Source organism: Pseudoalteromonas sp. TB25 (assembly GCF_000497995.1).
GTDB lineage: Bacteria > Pseudomonadota > Gammaproteobacteria > Enterobacterales > Alteromonadaceae > Pseudoalteromonas > Pseudoalteromonas distincta.
On record NZ_AUTI01000311.1, the window covers coordinates 1 to 16566 of the forward strand.

The window sequence follows — 16566 nt, forward strand, 5'->3', positions numbered from 1 at the left end:
GCTGCTTCGGGTACTTGCAATAGCTCTAAAAATGGCACAAACGGCATACCTAAATACTGAAATATAGGCGTATGCTCAGCAATTATCAGTGCAAATGTGCCTACCGCCATAACTACAGGTAACACACCAAATACCATATCAAGCGCGTTATGTACGCCCTCTTTTATAGTGCCTTTAACACCCGTTGAGTTATCAGCTTTTGCTAATGCAACATCTAACGAATGGCCAAATAAAGTTTTATGACCCGGAATTGTTTCAGCGTCTCTATCTGGCTCAGTACCATCAATCAGTAAGTCTTTTTTAAAGCGCAGTGGCGGTAATCGCGGCACAATAATAGCGGCAACAATACCGGCTAAACATACCGTTGCGTAAAACGGTGCAAATAGGTATTCAAGTTTAACTTGCCCAAGCACCACTAAACTAAATGTAATTGAAACCGCTGAAAACGTAGTACCAATAATAGCCGCTTCGCGTTGTGTATAATGCTTTTGATCGTACTGCCTTGCAGTCATCAAAATACCCACACTGCCATCACCTAACCACGATGCAGTACAGTCAACCGCGCTTCTACCTGGTACACCAAATACAGGGCGCATTACTTTGGTCATTAACGTACCAGCAAGCTCTAATAGGCCAAAGTTAATTAATAGCGGCAGTAATAAGCCCGCTAAAATAAATACCGAAAACAACACAGGCAATAAATCATTTAATACCAGCGCGCCAGTATTGGCCGAGGTAATCATCTCGCTGCCTAGGCTTAAGTACGTCATTAAACCAAACGCCATACCAAATAAGCGTACCACCAGCCATGTCCAGCTCACATCAAATAAATGCTTTAACAAAGGTGAATTACATATAGCGGCGGGNGGGTTTAAACACTTTAGTAATTACAGAAATAACCCCTGTAATACAAATAATGAGGGTAATAATTGCTTGAGCAGAGCCAAGCATCATTGCTTGAACCGCTTTTGCCATAACGGCAATAGGAATAGTCATCCCTTGCGAAGTACTAATGGGTGTCATAAATAAAAACACACCAATTAACGAAGGAACCAAAAAAGTAAACCAAGTGCGCCACGTATAGTGTGAACGTTCAGGTAGCTGAGACATATTGTTTAACCTATAAAAACCACAAAAAGAGCATAGCGCTCTTTTTGTGGTAAAACTTATTATTATTTAAATTTTAATGCCGCGCTGAATGAGTGCTGCTTCTAATGCTTGTTGTAAACCATTCATAGTACCTGGCTCAAGCGTTTCGCCTTTATCATCCATCCACGTTAAGCTAGTACCGCCTTCTTTAGTTTTGCTTACTAAAATTTGGTATTGGCCTTCATCAATAGGTAGTTGAGCTACGTCATCACCCCAAATTGAATCCCAAACGCTTGTTTCTGGTTTAGTATAATCTGCAGTAATTAAGCCCGTATCTGGGTTAATTTCAACAATAGAGAACGACAAGCGCTCTAAAAACCCAGAGAAACGGTCAAACACAGCTTCGTAAGATTGCTCAGTTACAAGTGCTGCATTACCTTTATTATCAAAGCCCATTTCAAGAGAAATAATACCTTGGCGTTTACGCATATCAACTTCAAGTTGACGGTAACGATAATCAAACTCGCTCACTACTTGGTTAAGCGCACGTACTTCTAGCTGCTGCTTGAGTAAGTCTGTTAGCGTTTTATCACCTTTAAAATCAATCAGCTCTACACGTAAAGACGCAGTGCGTTGATGTGATTTTTCTTCAATAGTGAATCTAAACTTTTCTAAATCATCGTTAACTTCATCGCCCCACCACCAAAAACCTTCTTCGGTTTTAATGATTGAGTACCAATCAGTTTCAATAATACCAAGTAGCTTATCTTCTTTAGTAGTTCCTGCATTATTATCAGCTAGGACAGATTTAATCGTATCCCAAAGAAACTCATCTAAATCAGCAATGCCATCATTTTTATCAAAATAAATACGCGCTTGTTTATCTGTCTCTTCTACCCAACTGCCTTTCGCAATTGTTAATACTTGTGCCGGTGGGCGGTAATTTGTAGCTTCAGGATTATTGTCGTATTGACCTACATCCATTTTATAAACTGGGTCTTGAGCTGGTTGAGATAACGACGCTGGTGCTTTTACAGGCTCATGCGTACGATAGTTACGTTCGTCATGTGCCTTATTAATAAATACACTACACCCTGATAAACTTACCAATACACTTACTGCAAGTGCTTTTGGGATCCAATACTGCACAGATATTTCTCCTTAGCATACCCTTTAATTGTTTTAACAAATATATGAGTGGGTAATACCGATTTGGTTCAGTGTAAAATCAATATTAACTTTACATTTATTATTTGGCTGCCTAAATGCAATAAAGTTCAGCACTTCAACTTAGTAAGCAACTAAGCGCAAATAAGCAAATTTTAGCTATGGTACTTTCCCGTGCCAGTAAAAACAAGAAACACCGCACTTTAAAAGCGCTTAATTAGCGTGTGCTGTAGTTTAGAGCCCTTTTTGTGTTAAACTTCGCCGCCGTGCAACTTCTCGTGTGTATTTTTGGTGTTGCCAACTCGGTTGATATAATCCAAGTAACAAGGTATTTGAACTCATGACTGCATTTTCAAATCATCAAATTGTTTTAACAGCGATTGGCGAAGACAGACCCGGTATAGTAAGTGAACTAACCCAACTGGTTAGCGATTGCCACTGCAACATTATTGACAGCCGAATTGCTATTTTAGGCTGCGAATTTACCTTCATAATGCTACTTAGCGGCGACATGTCGGCAATAAGCCGCATAGAGCACGTACTGCCCACTAAAGCCATGGAACTTGGCCTGCTAACCATGATGAAGCGTACAGCAAGTCATACTCCTAGCGAGTTTTGTGCAGGTTACACACTAGAATACACAGGCATAGACACCCCTGGTACATTGAGCAAAGTAACGCGCTTTTTTGCCGACAATAATATTAGTATTTGCTCACTTAAGTCAGACACTTATTCCCAAGAAGACAACATAAAGATGCGTTGTGAACTTGAATTCAACATACCTGTTGATGTAGATATAGATCAATTTAAAATTAGTTTTGAGAGCCTTTCTCACACACTAAACGTAGATTATATTTTTAAACGAATTCGTTAAGGATGCTAAACATGAACACAATTAGTCCATTACAAGCTGGCGATACTGCACCCGCTTTTAGCCTACAAAACCAAAACGACGAAACAGTAACATTAAGCGAGCTGTTAAAAGAGCAACAAGTGCTTGTGTACTTTTACCCTAAAGCGTCAACGCCGGGTTGTACTGTACAAGCCGAAAACCTACGCGATGAGCAAGCACAGCTTGCTAAATTTAACACACGCGTTGTAGGTATTAGCCCAGATCCAATTAAGCGCCTTAAAAACTTTGAAACTAAAAAAGAGCTTAATTTTGATTTATTAGCCGATGAAGACCACGCCATTGCTGAAGCATTTGGTGTATGGGGCTACAAAAAGTTTATGGGAAAAGAGTACGATGGTATTCACCGTTTGACGTTTTTAGTAGGCCAAGACGGTAAAATTAAACACCTATTTGATAAGTTTAAAACTAAAGATCACCATCAAGTAGTGTTGGATTATCTCGCAGCAGAATAAGTTAGCTGCAGAATAAGTTTGTGGCTGAGTAAGTTAGCTACCAGCTATTAGACAAATACAGAAAAGCGTTGCTCAAGGGCAACGCTTTTTTTATGCTAGTTATTAAATATTTGGGTTTAGTCAATTTAATTTTACTAAACATTAATATTTTTTCTGCGCAACCTCCACCATTTCTAGAAATTCACTAACGTACTTTTCATCAATCAGGACATTGTGGGGATTTAACCTTTTCATTAATAATTGTCTAATATCAAAAATAAAATCTTCTCTATTAGCTAAAACTTTATCTCTAGATGCATTAACCAAGATGAGCCAAGTAACATAAAAATCCTGAAGAGTTCTCCTGAAAGATTTATTATTATTAATATTCAAGAAATCAGTAAATAAATCTTTAGTCGTATTACCACCAAATAAATCATTAAGTAAGCAAATTAAATCATTAGTTTTTTTAATACTTTTCAAAAATGTTTGTTTTTCAATAGCCGTGCTATCTAAATCAAATAGAAAATCACTAAACCCTTTTTTATCTTTAACGCGGCAAGTAATAGTTTTTTGCCTAGGAAAAAAACCTATAACTTCCTTAGGATCACCTTTGTAGTGCATGTAAGCAAGTGTAATAATAAGCTCTTCATTAAGCATTCTATCTGGCTTGCCCTCTTTTATTTCTCTAAAGAAAAACCAATTAGAAAGGTTGCTATTTCTAATGTTTTTAATCTCTTGAATAACATCCGGAGCTACAATTGAATTCCACATTTCAAAAGAATTTGGTTTAATTGGGTAAGGTTTGTAGTTCAGCCTAATAAATAAATCTATAGGATCAAAGCTATCATTTTGTAGCTCGTCGATCACAATTACATCTAGAACAAAGTCAAGTATTTTATCTTGCTGGAAAACATCTAAATCGGTATACCTCTTACCTTCTAAGCCTTCTAAGACTTTAAGCCCTTTTAGCTTAAAACTGTTATTTTTTGAATACACGACTTTATTTGATTCATTTTTATAACTTTCGCCTAAGAAACCAATTATTGAAAGTAGCCTTTGTTGTCCATCGACAACCTCTTTGACACCATCGATCCTTTTAAAAACAAAAATTGGAGGTAAGTTGATTCCTAAAAGTATGCTTTCAATTATAGATGAAGACTTTAACAAACTTATTTTCTCTTGCCTTTGATAGGAAGGACGCAAAATATAGTTTGAAGATTTAATATCCTCTCTAATCTCGTCAATATCAACAGAAGTAGGGTTCGGCTTATGTAATCTTAAGTTAGACAGATCATCTAATGATTTGGCCGTCTCTTCTGCAGTTTGTTTCTTATTTTTAAAATCTTTACTGAAAGTGTTCGAGCGAATATAGGGTCTGAAATCGAATTCAACATCTTGCTCTAAATAACGGGCAGTTGCCTCATGTCTCGAGATAGTGTTTCCATAATAATGAGCATTATCGGTAGAATAGTAATCAATATTTTTCTTTAGATAGTTGGCAAACTTATCAGGTTCAACTTTATAAGAAATATTTTCATTATAAAATATAGAAAGAGCCCATAATAAAGTTTCAAAAATATACTTATTACCACGGTAACTTTTCATCCAAGGTGAATTATGAATATCTAAAACTTCATTAATAACAATATAAAAGTCATTATATTCTTTTTCAATATCCTCCGAATTATTATTAGTGAAATCGTATAAAATATCGATTATTGAAGTGCGCTCACTTGAACCTGCATATTTAGCTATCGGGAATTGATCAAAAACTCGATACTTTCTGATTGTATCTAAGTTTTGAGAAATAGTATCAGCCTTATAAACCTTATCTAAATCTATTTTTGGGAAAAAACATTGATTAAATGAAATGAAAAATGAATCATCACTTTTCATTCTATCTTTAAACAATTCTGAAAACCTATCTGTATCATACTTAGCGTTATCTAACTCATCTCGAGACAATGGAGTTATACCAGTATTATACCTTCTAAATATTTCTTTCTTAACTTTATCAATAATATCTTCGTTTAAAGTAGGATGATTAATAACTTCAAATTCAAACACACGAATATTAGAATCTAAAAAGGTTCTTTGATAAAACTCTGGTAATTTATTGAAGGAATTTCTACTCAAGTCTATTAAGTCTGTGAGTCCCTTACTTGATAAATTAAAATCATTTTCTTTAAATTTCTTTAATGTTTCAAAACGTTGCCTTCCATCAATGACCTCGACCTTTGAACCAGCTTTGAAAAAAATTAGTGGAGGAACTTCAGTACCCAAAATGACACTTTCAATAAAAAATGATTGCTTTTGATTATCCCATACGTAATTCCTTTGGTAGTATGGAGTATAATTTATTCTTTTCAGGTTTCTTTCGCTTAAAAGAGTTTTAACAGAAAGGCTTCTAGAAGTTATTTTTAATGAACTCTGAAAAACATCTCTGAATTGATCCGCTTTAGTTGTTTTTTCCATTTAAAATTCATCCTCATTAAGGTTGATCAATTCATCTGTCTTTATGGTTATACAAAATGCTATTTTTTCTTCAAACTCTATTTTTGATTTTTCTATAGTAATTTCTCTATCTAACAGATATGTTTGGAAAATTAAAATTTCATGTGAAAATAAGTAAATAAACTCTCCGATATCAATATTGCTTAATCCATTCTCAATTTCATTTTGAAAGTACAGCTTTATGCTTATATCATCATCAAAGTAGATACCAAATATCACTTTTAACTCATCAAAATCTTCTTCTATTTTAGGTTTATCATTAGTAACATCATAATATCTTGGTAAATTTTTCCTTAAAAATGCACTCAATAGATCAACTAAATTAATCAAAGAGCCATCATCACATTGTGGTTTAAAATTAGCTAAGGAGGGCAACTGTAGGATAGGCAGGTGCTTTAGCAAGTTATATTTTAAAATAAAGGACTGTACTTTTTTACCAAAAAACGTATATGAATTATAGGATAAAATTATGAGCTCATTATCAGATAATTGAGCCCTTAAAATCTTTGCATAATAAAATTTTTCTTTATCTGTAAGGTTAGGTGAATCATCAATTATTATGATTAGCCTATAAAAAGATCTAAAATATCTCGATAGCTCCTCGCTTTTTTTGTCATATACTTCGATAAACGAGTTAACAAGATTTTTCCTATGCAATAGCGGGTTTGCATCATAAGTTTCGCTGTGGTTAAGTACTTCATCAACTAGGCTTTTAAAATAACTTGGTTTAATGACATTTAAGTTATTTTTTATATTTAAGTAAAGGTTTAATAATGAATAAAAGCTTGATTCAAATTGTTGTGTCATTGCTGTTTTGCTTTGTTCTTCATAAACTCTTCTACTAAGCTTTTGCTCATTTCTATTCAATTTGAACTCTTCAATTTGCTGCTCTAGCGCTGCAACTTGAAGTGTTAATGCTTGACGATTATTATCTAAATCAACTCTTTGCTCTACAAGGGCTTTATAAAATAGGAACACTCCAGCGAGTGCCCAAATTGACCCTATAAAGCCACCTATAAAGTCACCAAACTGTCCGAACTTCTCAGCATTAATTTTTCGTGAAGTACTCAGTGAAATCTCATTCCAAAAAAATAATGGAAATGCACTAAATACGACAATTGCGCCAATAATTATAATTGTCGATATGGCTTTTTCATTTTTTAGGTAGTGCAATAGATTCATTCATATGTCCCTTTAAATAGAAAACTAAAATACCCACCTTGATGATGTAGTATCTTAATTGTGATATCAAGTAGAAAATCTTTCATAAAGTCAATTTGTTATAGTTGGTAATAACGTTGCTCCCCCTATTTTTTATTAAGGGTAACGCTATAAAGATGAACTTTTATATCAAAAATAAGGTATTGATATGCACAGAAATTCAAATAATTTACTGTGTCGGATGGCGCTTCGCTTATCCGACCTACGTTTTCAAATATATAATGCGGGGTTATTAGGGGCGTGGATATTGGAGGTTCGTTGGGTTTCGCTGCGCTCTACCCAAACTTTTATCTCTTCTTGATGAGTGTTTATCTTAAATTTTTACGCAGACAAAAATGGCGTTGCCTGAGCGCTCTGCCCATGGGGTTATTTTGTCGTAGTCATGTTCAAATATGTGGATTTCAAAGTACGGTTTTAAGGCTTCTTTAAGCTCGGTATAACTAAAAGCCACCATTGGGTGCTCGTCGTGCCATACGAGTGTTTTATCTGCGGTGGTTTTTTCTATGCTGAGTTTTAATAATTGTTTGCTGCCAGTGCCACCGTAGTGCCAGCCAGATCGAAATGTGAAGAAGCTATTTTCGCTTGTTGCGGTGTGCTCTACAAATGAATCGCTGTCGATTTTGTTTTTATCAACCGTGTTAAAGCAAAATATCCCACCTACATTTAATGCATTGTGCACGCTAGCAAGGCACTCTTTTAACTTATCAATTCCGTCGCAGTAATGCAGTGAATACAAAAAGCAGGTAATTAAATCCAAGTGCTCAGTGACCTTAAATTCACTCATGTTTTGCAACGAAAATTGCGCTTCTGGGCAGCGAACTTTTGCTTTATCGAGCATTGGCTGGTTAAAATCAAGCCCACTACTTTTATAACCGTTATCAATAAAGTGGCGTACATGCGGGCCGGTGCCACATGCTAAATCGAGATGGGTGTTTGCGCCATTACCAAAAATTTGGTGCAGCCTGTGAATAGAATTGCTTTGGGCTTGATAATTAATATCTGCACACATTAAGTCGTAGTAATCAGAAAGGTCGGTGTAAAGCGCATTTGCGGACATATAAGCCTAGTGGTAAGTAGTAGAATATTTTTAAGTCGCGCATAGTAAACTAGTTATGGCTATTAGCGAAGAAGATATGAGCTTTAGGGTTGTCGGGTGGTGCTTCGCTTATCCGACCTACGTATTTAAATATTATAAAACGTTATTAGAAAATTGTGCGGAAGTAGAGGTTTGTTGGGTTTAGCTTCGCTCTACCCAACATACGTAATATAACTTTAAGCTGGCTTTAACTAATTCCTAAATACTTATGTACTTGTATTGATAAGCGCCAGTTTTTGGCAATACAGGTGTCGATTGCTAATTTGGTTGCTGATACTTTTTGGCTAATTGGCTGCAAATAAACAAGCTTTGGGTTAACGCCTGTTTTTGCAAATAATTCTTCTAACTCTTCTACATGCTTTTGCATGGCAACGGGGTGTTTAATTTCGTTGGCACGCTTCATCGCGCTGGTAAGTACTTCGTAACCGCCGCGCATATTGATTTTTGGCGATACCGTTACCCATGTTTGCTCTGGGGCGAGTATTTCAAACGTGCCGCTGGTTTCTATTTGTGTGCTAAAACCGTGTTCGTGTAATAAGTTACATACTGGATTTAAATCAAACATGCATGGCTCGCCGCCGGTAATTACAACATGCTTTGCGGTATACCCACGCGATTGAAACAACGCTAAAATTTGCTCTGTACTGGCGTTAGCCCAATGATCTGAGTCGGCTTTTTTTTCTACGGTTTCATCCAGCGATACTTTATATACATTATCAACATCCCACGTTTGCTTAGTGTCGCACCAAGAGCAACCTACTGGGCAGCCTTGCAGACGTAAAAATATTGAGGGTGTGCCAGTAAAGCTAGCTTCACCTTGAATGGTTTCAAACACTTCATTAATTTTGTACAAAAGAGATCTCACTTACTACCTAGCAGCCAAATTGCTACTATTAAAAAACCAAAAAGCGCTGTGCAAAAATTGTTATTTAAGCTGCGGCCGTGTAGTATATCGCGCCCTGATATAAACCTCTATTAAAACTAAGAGCAAAACAGATATGACGCAAAAAGTAGTTGTTATTTATTCCGGCGGTATGGACTCATTTACCGTATTAAATAAAGCCCTGCAACAAGGCCATGATGTATATGCCCTTTCATTTGACTATGGTCAGCGTCATGTAAAAGAGCTTAAAGTAGCGGCAAGTGTGTGTGAAAAATTAAACGTTCCACATAAAATTGTTGATATTTCGGCGATTAACCAACTTATTGGTGGCTCATCACTTACTGATGATATTGACGTACCTGAAGGCCATTACGAAGAAGAAAGCATGAAAAGTACGATTGTACCTAATCGTAATATGATTTTGCTCTCGCTTGCTGTTGGTTACGCGGTATCACTTAAAGCTAGCCAAGTTTATTACGGCGCTCACTCTGGGGATCATGCTATTTACCCTGATTGCCGTCCTGAATTTGTGCAAAAAATGGATGATGTGTGTCGTATTGCGAACTACGACGCGGTAGAAATTTTTAGCCCGTATTTAAATAATACTAAAATTGGTATTTTGACCGACGGTATTGAAATGGGTTTAGATTACAGCCAAACGTGGACCTGTTATAACGGCCGTGAAAAGGCCTGTGGTAAATGTGGCGCGTGCCAAGAACGCCTTGAAGCATTTGCACTAAATAACATTACAGACCCGTTAGAATACGAATAAGCCGCAATTAATTAGTAATACAATTGCTGCAAACAAAAAAAGGCTATCATCGATAGCCTTTTTTGTTTGTCAGGTTTTAAGTCAATGGTATTGATTAAAGCCAGCGTTTTACGCGCGCTTTATAGGCGGTAAACTCTTCACCAAATAATTTAGTGAGCGCACGCTCCTCGGGTATTATTTGAAAAAACGTTAAATACGCAATAAACCCGATAATACATAAAAGCGCCCACAAGGAACTTAACCAAACACCCCACCCTGCTAAAATAAATGCAAAACCTACGTACATTGGGTTACGCGAAATTTTATAAATGCCGCCCGTAATAAGTTTTGACGCTTGCTCAGGTTTATTAGGATTTACTGTGGTGTTTGCTATTTTAAAGCTCGCCACACCTGCAATACAAAAAACACACCCAATAATGACCAAACTTGCTGCTAGGTAGGTAATAAAAGCGGTGAAATCAATAACACTGTAATGCGCAATAAGCGCCATTATGCCTGCAAAAAACAGCACAACGATAACCGGTGGAATTTTATTATTTAACATGGCAACTCACTGTATTGACTAATTATGTTTATTATATGGTGGCTATGTAGCTATTAAACAATATCTAAAGTGTATAAATGATGAACACGCTCAAAGCTGAACTTATACCAACCTGCATAAATCTTTGATCAATTTAACGAATTAAATTGCACTATAACGTCGTTAAAAATTTTTTATTTAGAACACTAGATACAAAAACTTTTGCCTAGTTCTAGCGTAATTTTCTTAACGTTAAATAGACCCCGTATATAAGCAGATTGGTATTAAATAAAGTATACAAATTAAGTTACAATTGTCAGCTTTATCAAAAGCGCTTAAAGGTTATACTTTAGCCATAAACGAATAATAAAATGAGAAGGAATGAGGTTATGTCTGGAACTACGATGATTGTACTTATTGTGCTAATTTCGGTTGGCTCAGGAGTAGTTTACGATATGTATAAAAAGCATCTTGAGTTTAAGCATAAAATGCAAAACAACAACAGCGATGCCAATAAACAATTAGCTGAAACAAACGCGCAAGTGCTTGCATTAAAAGAGCGTGTACAAACACTTGAGGCTATTGTTACTGATTCAAGCTTTAACGTTAAAGATGAAATTAATAAACTTTAAGTTGTTATAGGTAATTTGGATATAAATGCGCATTTTCTGGCTGCTCAATGCCGTGAGCAGCTAAAAACCCACCAATAGCTTGCCCGCAGCCCTGTGGTGCTCGCCCACTGTCTATCTCAAAGTTTAACTGATTAGCATGTTGCTTACCCATAGAGCAAAGCCCTACGGTGCTTGGCGAGCGCATAGCGATACTTAAGTTACCTATTTGTTCAACTGCAACGTGCTTACTAAAGCGGGCAAAACCTTTGTACTTAAATTGCTCGTTTACATAGTCATTACTTGTGGCCACCAATGCTGCAATTAAGGCGTGTAAAAAGCTATTAGCGGATGAGTCTGCTGTTAAAAACGCGATTGTTTTTTTATTAAACTCGCTAAGCTGGCAATCCTCACACAACAGCTCAACAGTATATAAATGTTGCTCGGCTACTTGCTGCTGACTTTTAAGCTCAATACTTTTTCCTGCAAATACAATACGTTTAAGCACTTCATCAACGTTACTTGTAACCGTTTCGCTTTTAACAAGTTCAGGGTTTTGCGCCATTACAGGTAAATCGTGATGGTTATTAAATGGCGTGCTTGTTGCGCTGCTTTGCATTAACTGAAAAAGCTCTCTTACTTCATGTTCACGCGCTACTTTTAACGCTAAAAATGCGGTTTGAATAAGTTCTGAAGTAGGTAAGTTTTCCTCTACAATCCAGCGTCTGCCAAATAATAGTTTTTTGGCCTTGGCTTCGTTAGTAGATGCGCTTTTTTGGTAGTTATCAGGGCTCAGCACTGCTACTTGCAGATAGATTTCTTCACCTTTTTGTGCAGCGAGCACTCTAAAGTGAGCCGAAAACTCAATACTCTCAAGTACTTCGTTTACGCTTTGAAGCGTGTGCTTGTATCGTAAAAAATGCTGTGGCACCACCCAACTGCTATTAGCTAATTGCACAAGGGGTGCATAAGAAATAGGTTGCTCGTAACTGTGTTGCCATTTTTGCTCATTGCTAAGCAAATGATTAATGTGACTCTTGTTATCTGACATAAATAAACCAAATAAACTCGCGTTGTGCGATATAAACTATGAACACATTACGTCGTCAATGTCGTAATTAGATCACATGTACGCCCTACTTTTGGGCTTTTTTAACTATCGGTGAGTTCTTGATAGTCTGTTATAACTTTTTGATAGTATGGCTTATCTTTATTGAGCATTTTATTATAATGATTTATGAGTTGTCGTTGGTACATAGTGTGCTCTGTACTAGCAAGGTCCCACATTTTGTTGCCTGTATGGCTAATTTCATTATTAGTATTAAAGCTCACTTCAATCACTTCATAAAAACGTTTGTTGTCGTAAACTATTTGTTCACTTATAAGCCCTAAACCGAGTTGTTTTAAACCCACTCGCAACTTATAAGTGTGATGCACTGGGCATAAAATAAACCGAACATTATTTAAATGTTCCACTGCGTTATTAGCAATAATTTGTTGTACTAAACTTAACAACAGCTCACCACCAACACCCGCTATTACAACTACTTGGCTTTTACTTTGAGCAATTTCAATTTTGCCTACATCCTGACATAAGACCTGCCACTGCGGATTTTTATCACAGGTTTTTTGTAATTTATTAATAGATGATAATTGCGCTTCTAAGTCGTTCATTAAAGTGGCGACTATATCTACAAAAATAACCTGGTTTGCAGCTGCGCGTTTTAATAGCGCCATGCCTAAATAACCATGGTCGCAGCAACAATCCCAAATAATATCGTGATGCTGCGAAATTAATCTATCAATGGCAGTTAGGCGTTTACTGAGCTTCATTTAATCAGGTATTTGTGACGTTTTATAGACAAGCGCTTTTAAACTTTTGTCGTTGTCTACTTCAATAAAACGCTCGGTGGGGGCTAGACGCTCAACAAATTCAATTGCGCCTTGGGTGTGCTCGTTTATTAATGCTTTAAACGCATCTTCGCTAAGCTCTGGACTATTAGCGCACAATAATAATTGTGTGCTGTCGCAAAGTAGCTCTGGCAACCTGCGCAGCACTTTTTGATAATCTTTAGTTAATATAAAGCTGCCTTTTTGAAAGCTTGGCGGATCAACTATTATTAAATCAAACGGGGCTGCTTTTTTTAGCTTTCCAAACGACTTTAAAATATCGTGAGGTAAAAAACTTACCCCGCGCTCAAAACCGTTTAGTTGATGGTTTTGCTTGCCGACTTTAAGTACACCTTTGCTCATATCCATGTTCATCACATGATCTGCACCGCCTTGCATGGCGGCAAGCGAAAACCCACATGTATACGAAAACAAATTAAGCACTTTGCCATGCTTGCTGTTAGCCATTACAAATTCACGGCCGCTACGCATATCAGGAAATATTCCGGTATTTTGACGGCTCTGTAAATCAACCAAAAAACGAATGCCATTTTCGGTTACAACATGTGGGTTAGGTAATTGCCCATAAACCACGGTGTTTTGGCTTTGTACGCCAGCACGTTGCTGGTACACAAGTGACGTAATAAGCTCAGGCTGTTTTTCTTGTGCCCACTGCCACACAACATTGGTGAGCTCGCTTAGTGTTTGCTCGTCAATTTCGTCGTACGAAACCAAAAATAAACTGGGCGGGTAAAAGTCTAAATTAATATGGCTTAATGCTTCGACGCTGTGGCCTCGGCCATGAAAAACACGACACAGTTCATTTTTTAAAATTGGCGCGTCTTCAAGCGCAGTAATAAGAGGTGTAAAGTTTGCTGTCATTTTTAATTAATCAACTGTTGTTGTAGTTCATGTATTTCATCGCGAACAGAGCCCGCTTTTTCAAATTCTAGGTCGCTTGCGTATGCATGCATTTTGGTTTCAAGCTGCTTAATTTGCACGGCAATTTCTTTCGCACTAAGAACCTTTTTAGACTCTTTACGAATAAGTTTAAGGTTGTCTTTAGGGGCCGCTTCTTCGCCTACATCCATTACATCAAGTATTTTTTTAGCCAGAGCATGAGGCTCTATGCCGTGCTCAACGTTGTATGCATGCTGAATTTCGCGCCTGCGTGCTGTTTCGTCCATGGCTTTTGCCATTGATTTTGTAATTCTGTCGCCATATAAAATAGCGCGGCCATCTAAGTGACGCGCAGCACGGCCAATAGTTTGTATCAGCGAGCGAGCCGAGCGTAAAAAACCCTCTTTGTCAGCATCAAGTATGGCAACAAGTGCCACCTCTGGCATATCAAGGCCCTCTCGCAGTAAGTTAATGCCCACTAACACATCAAACACGCCAGCTCGTAAGTCACGAATTATTTCTACGCGCTCAACGGTATCAATGTCTGAATGTAAGTAACGTACTTTTACATTATGCTCGCTTAGGTAATCTGTTAAATCCTCAGACATACGTTTAGTAAGTGTAGTTACCAGTACGCGTTCGCCCTTCTCCACACTTTTGTATATTTCTGAGAGTAAATCATCAACTTGATCGCCCACAGGACGTACTTCTATAAGTGGGTCGAGCAGCCCTGTTGGGCGAATTACTTGCTCTGCAATTTCGCCCGCGCAGCGTTCTAACTCAAAGTCGCCAGGCGTTGCCGATACATAAATAGTTTGTGGTGCTATGGCTTCAAATTCTTCAAAGCGCAGTGGCCTATTATCCATTGCTGAGGGCATTCTAAAACCATACTCAACAAGGTTTTCTTTACGGCTTCTGTCGCCTTTATACATTGCGCCAATTTGCGATACGGTTACATGCGATTCATCAATAATCATTAATGCGTCATCAGGTAGGTAATCAAGCAATGTTGGCGGCGGATCGCCTGGCGTACGCCCCGATAAATAACGGCTGTAGTTTTCTATACCCGAGCAATAACCTAGCTCGGTCATCATTTCTATATCGTATTGCGTTCGCTGTGCTACACGTTGCTCTTCTACTAACTTGTTTGCACTGAGTAACTGGGCGCGTCGCTCTTTTAGTTCTTCTTTTATTTTTTCGATAGCGCCAAGTATTTTTTCACGCGGGGTAACATAGTGCGTTTTAGGATAAATAGTAGCGCGCACTATGTGCTTTTCAATTGCACCGGTAAGCGGGTCAAAAATACTTAAGCGTTCTATTTCATCATCAAACATTTCTACTCGTACAGCAAATGTGTCTGATTCTGCTGGGAATATGTCAACTACTTCGCCACGTACACGGTATGTACCTCGGCTAAAATCTATATCATTGCGGGTATATTGTATTTCAGCAAGGCGGCGTAGCATGTCGCGTTGATCTACTTTTTCGCCCACTTTTAAAAGCAGCATCATTTTCATGTACGATTTAGGGTCACCCAAACCATAAATAGCCGATACCGATGCCACAATAATGGTGTCGCGACGCTCAAGCAATGCTTTGGTCGCACTTAAACGCATTTGCTCTATGTGCTCATTTATCGAAGCATCTTTTTCAATAAATGTGTCGCTAGATACAACATAGGCTTCTGGCTGGTAGTAATCGTAATACGATACAAAGTATTCAACCGCGTTTTTAGGAAAAAACTCTTTCATCTCGCCGTATAGCTGCGCAGCCAATGTTTTATTGTGCGCCATTATTATTGTTGGACGATTTAAATCGCTAATAATATTGGCCATAGTAAAGGTTTTACCTGTACCGGTGGCACCTAATAACGTTTGGTGTGCAAGCCCCGCTTCTAACCCTTCGCATAGCTGTTTAATGGCGGNGGTAGGCTGATCGCCTGCTGGTTTGAAATGTGATTTTAACTGAAAATGGTCGCTCAATTATTGCACTCCTGTAACGATTCGCCGCTCAGCGCTTCTAGTTTTTTCATAAACCATTTATATGCCACTATTGCTGTAAATAAATTACCTATGGCAGCGCCTATAAATAACCCTAATAATCCGGCTATTTCGTTGCCGATATAAGCAAATGGTACATAAAATATGAATAAACGAATAACGCTTAGTACCAATGCGTTCATTGGTTTGTGTAAAGCATTAAACGATGAGTTTGATAATATGATCACCCCTTGTAAGCCATAGCTTAGTGGGATGGTATAAATAAAGAGCTTAATTACATCTATTACGGCTTGTTCTTTACCAAATAATTGGCTTATAACACCTGAAAATGCAATTAGTAATACGTAAATGGCAAATTGCCATACCATCACAAATTTTAGTGTGCCGGTATACGCTTCTTTAACACGGCATAATTTGCCAGCCCCAAAGTTTTGACTCACAAATGGCGGTAATGTCATCGATAGCGCAAGCACTAATATACTTGCAATAGATTCTATCCGGCTTCCTACTCCAAATGCGGCCACGGCTTCTGGCCCATGATGCGCTACTAAGGCGG

General features: G+C 37.7%; 15 protein-coding genes and 1 pseudogene. 4 read left to right on the top strand and 12 right to left on the bottom strand.

The window, feature by feature from the left end; all coding sequences use genetic code 11:
• Positions 1-1110: pseudogene (locus tag L652_RS01000000123705) on the bottom strand (YjiH family protein); the annotation flags it as partial.
• A gap of 66 nt (positions 1111-1176) precedes the next feature.
• Positions 1177-2238 (bottom strand): outer membrane protein assembly factor BamC, encoded by a 1062-nt coding sequence (gene bamC, locus L652_RS0111415; RefSeq protein ID WP_024596443.1) that lies wholly within the window; start codon positions 2236-2238, stop codon positions 1177-1179.
• Positions 2239-2596: 358 nt separating this feature from the next.
• Here bamC and L652_RS0111420 point away from each other — a divergent pair, with 358 nt between their 5' ends.
• Entirely contained in the window at positions 2597-3130 is a 534-nt protein-coding gene (locus tag L652_RS0111420; RefSeq protein ID WP_007583906.1) for an ACT domain-containing protein, read from the top strand.
• An 11-nt stretch (positions 3131-3141) separates the two neighbouring features.
• Positions 3142-3621 (top strand): thioredoxin-dependent thiol peroxidase, encoded by a 480-nt coding sequence (gene bcp, locus L652_RS0111425; RefSeq protein ID WP_002963124.1) that lies wholly within the window; start codon positions 3142-3144, stop codon positions 3619-3621.
• Between the two features lie 141 nt (positions 3622-3762).
• On the opposite strand, the gene L652_RS0111430 is transcribed toward bcp, so the two are convergent.
• The 4 genes from L652_RS0111430 to queE form a co-directional block, all read right to left on the bottom strand.
• A complete protein-coding gene (locus L652_RS0111430; RefSeq protein WP_024596444.1) occupies positions 3763-6078 on the bottom strand; it encodes a DUF262 domain-containing protein in 2316 nt (771 codons plus the stop codon).
• Positions 6079-7299, bottom strand: coding sequence for a putative phage abortive infection protein (locus L652_RS0111435; protein ID WP_024596445.1), 1221 nt, complete (start codon positions 7297-7299; stop codon positions 6079-6081). It lies immediately after the preceding gene.
• A 352-nt stretch (positions 7300-7651) separates the two neighbouring features.
• A complete protein-coding gene (locus L652_RS0111440) occupies positions 7652-8395 on the bottom strand; it encodes a class I SAM-dependent methyltransferase (protein WP_024596446.1) in 744 nt (247 codons plus the stop codon).
• 226 nt (positions 8396-8621) lie between these two features.
• Positions 8622-9287 (bottom strand): 7-carboxy-7-deazaguanine synthase QueE, encoded by a 666-nt coding sequence (queE, locus tag L652_RS0111445; protein WP_024596447.1) that lies wholly within the window; start codon positions 9285-9287, stop codon positions 8622-8624.
• 145 nt (positions 9288-9432) lie between these two features.
• Between queE and queC the strand changes: the two genes are divergently transcribed.
• Positions 9433-10089 carry a 7-cyano-7-deazaguanine synthase QueC gene (gene queC / locus L652_RS0111450; RefSeq protein ID WP_002960416.1) on the top strand — a complete coding sequence of 219 codons (657 nt, stop codon included), beginning with the start codon at positions 9433-9435 and terminating at the stop codon, positions 10087-10089.
• Positions 10090-10183: 94 nt separating this feature from the next.
• On the opposite strand, the gene L652_RS0111455 is transcribed toward queC, so the two are convergent.
• On the bottom strand, positions 10184-10633 hold the full coding sequence (locus L652_RS0111455) for an isoprenylcysteine carboxylmethyltransferase family protein (protein WP_024596448.1): 450 nt from the start codon (positions 10631-10633) through the stop codon (positions 10184-10186).
• Between the two features lie 368 nt (positions 10634-11001).
• Between L652_RS0111455 and L652_RS0111460 the strand changes: the two genes are divergently transcribed.
• A complete protein-coding gene (locus L652_RS0111460) occupies positions 11002-11244 on the top strand; it encodes a hypothetical protein (protein ID WP_024596449.1) in 243 nt (80 codons plus the stop codon).
• A gap of 4 nt (positions 11245-11248) precedes the next feature.
• On the opposite strand, the gene L652_RS0111465 is transcribed toward L652_RS0111460, so the two are convergent.
• From L652_RS0111465 to L652_RS0111485, 5 genes are all read right to left on the bottom strand, one after another.
• Complete coding sequence (locus tag L652_RS0111465; protein WP_024596450.1) at positions 11249-12271, bottom strand: hypothetical protein; 1023 nt, start codon at positions 12269-12271, stop codon at positions 11249-11251.
• A gap of 101 nt (positions 12272-12372) precedes the next feature.
• Positions 12373-13053, bottom strand: a complete 681-nt coding sequence (locus tag L652_RS0111470; protein WP_024596451.1) for a tRNA (adenine(22)-N(1))-methyltransferase TrmK — start codon at positions 13051-13053, stop codon at positions 12373-12375.
• Positions 13054-13992, bottom strand: coding sequence for a class I SAM-dependent methyltransferase (locus L652_RS0111475; protein WP_024596452.1), 939 nt, complete (start codon positions 13990-13992; stop codon positions 13054-13056). It abuts the gene before it with no gap.
• 2 nt (positions 13993-13994) lie between these two features.
• A complete protein-coding gene (gene uvrB / locus L652_RS0111480; RefSeq protein WP_024603459.1) occupies positions 13995-15992 on the bottom strand; it encodes an excinuclease ABC subunit UvrB in 1998 nt (665 codons plus the stop codon).
• Positions 15989-16566, bottom strand: a 578-nt coding sequence (locus L652_RS0111485; RefSeq protein WP_024603460.1) for an MATE family efflux transporter, incomplete at its 5' end; no start/stop codon positions are given. The genes L652_RS0111485 and uvrB, both read right to left, overlap by 4 nt.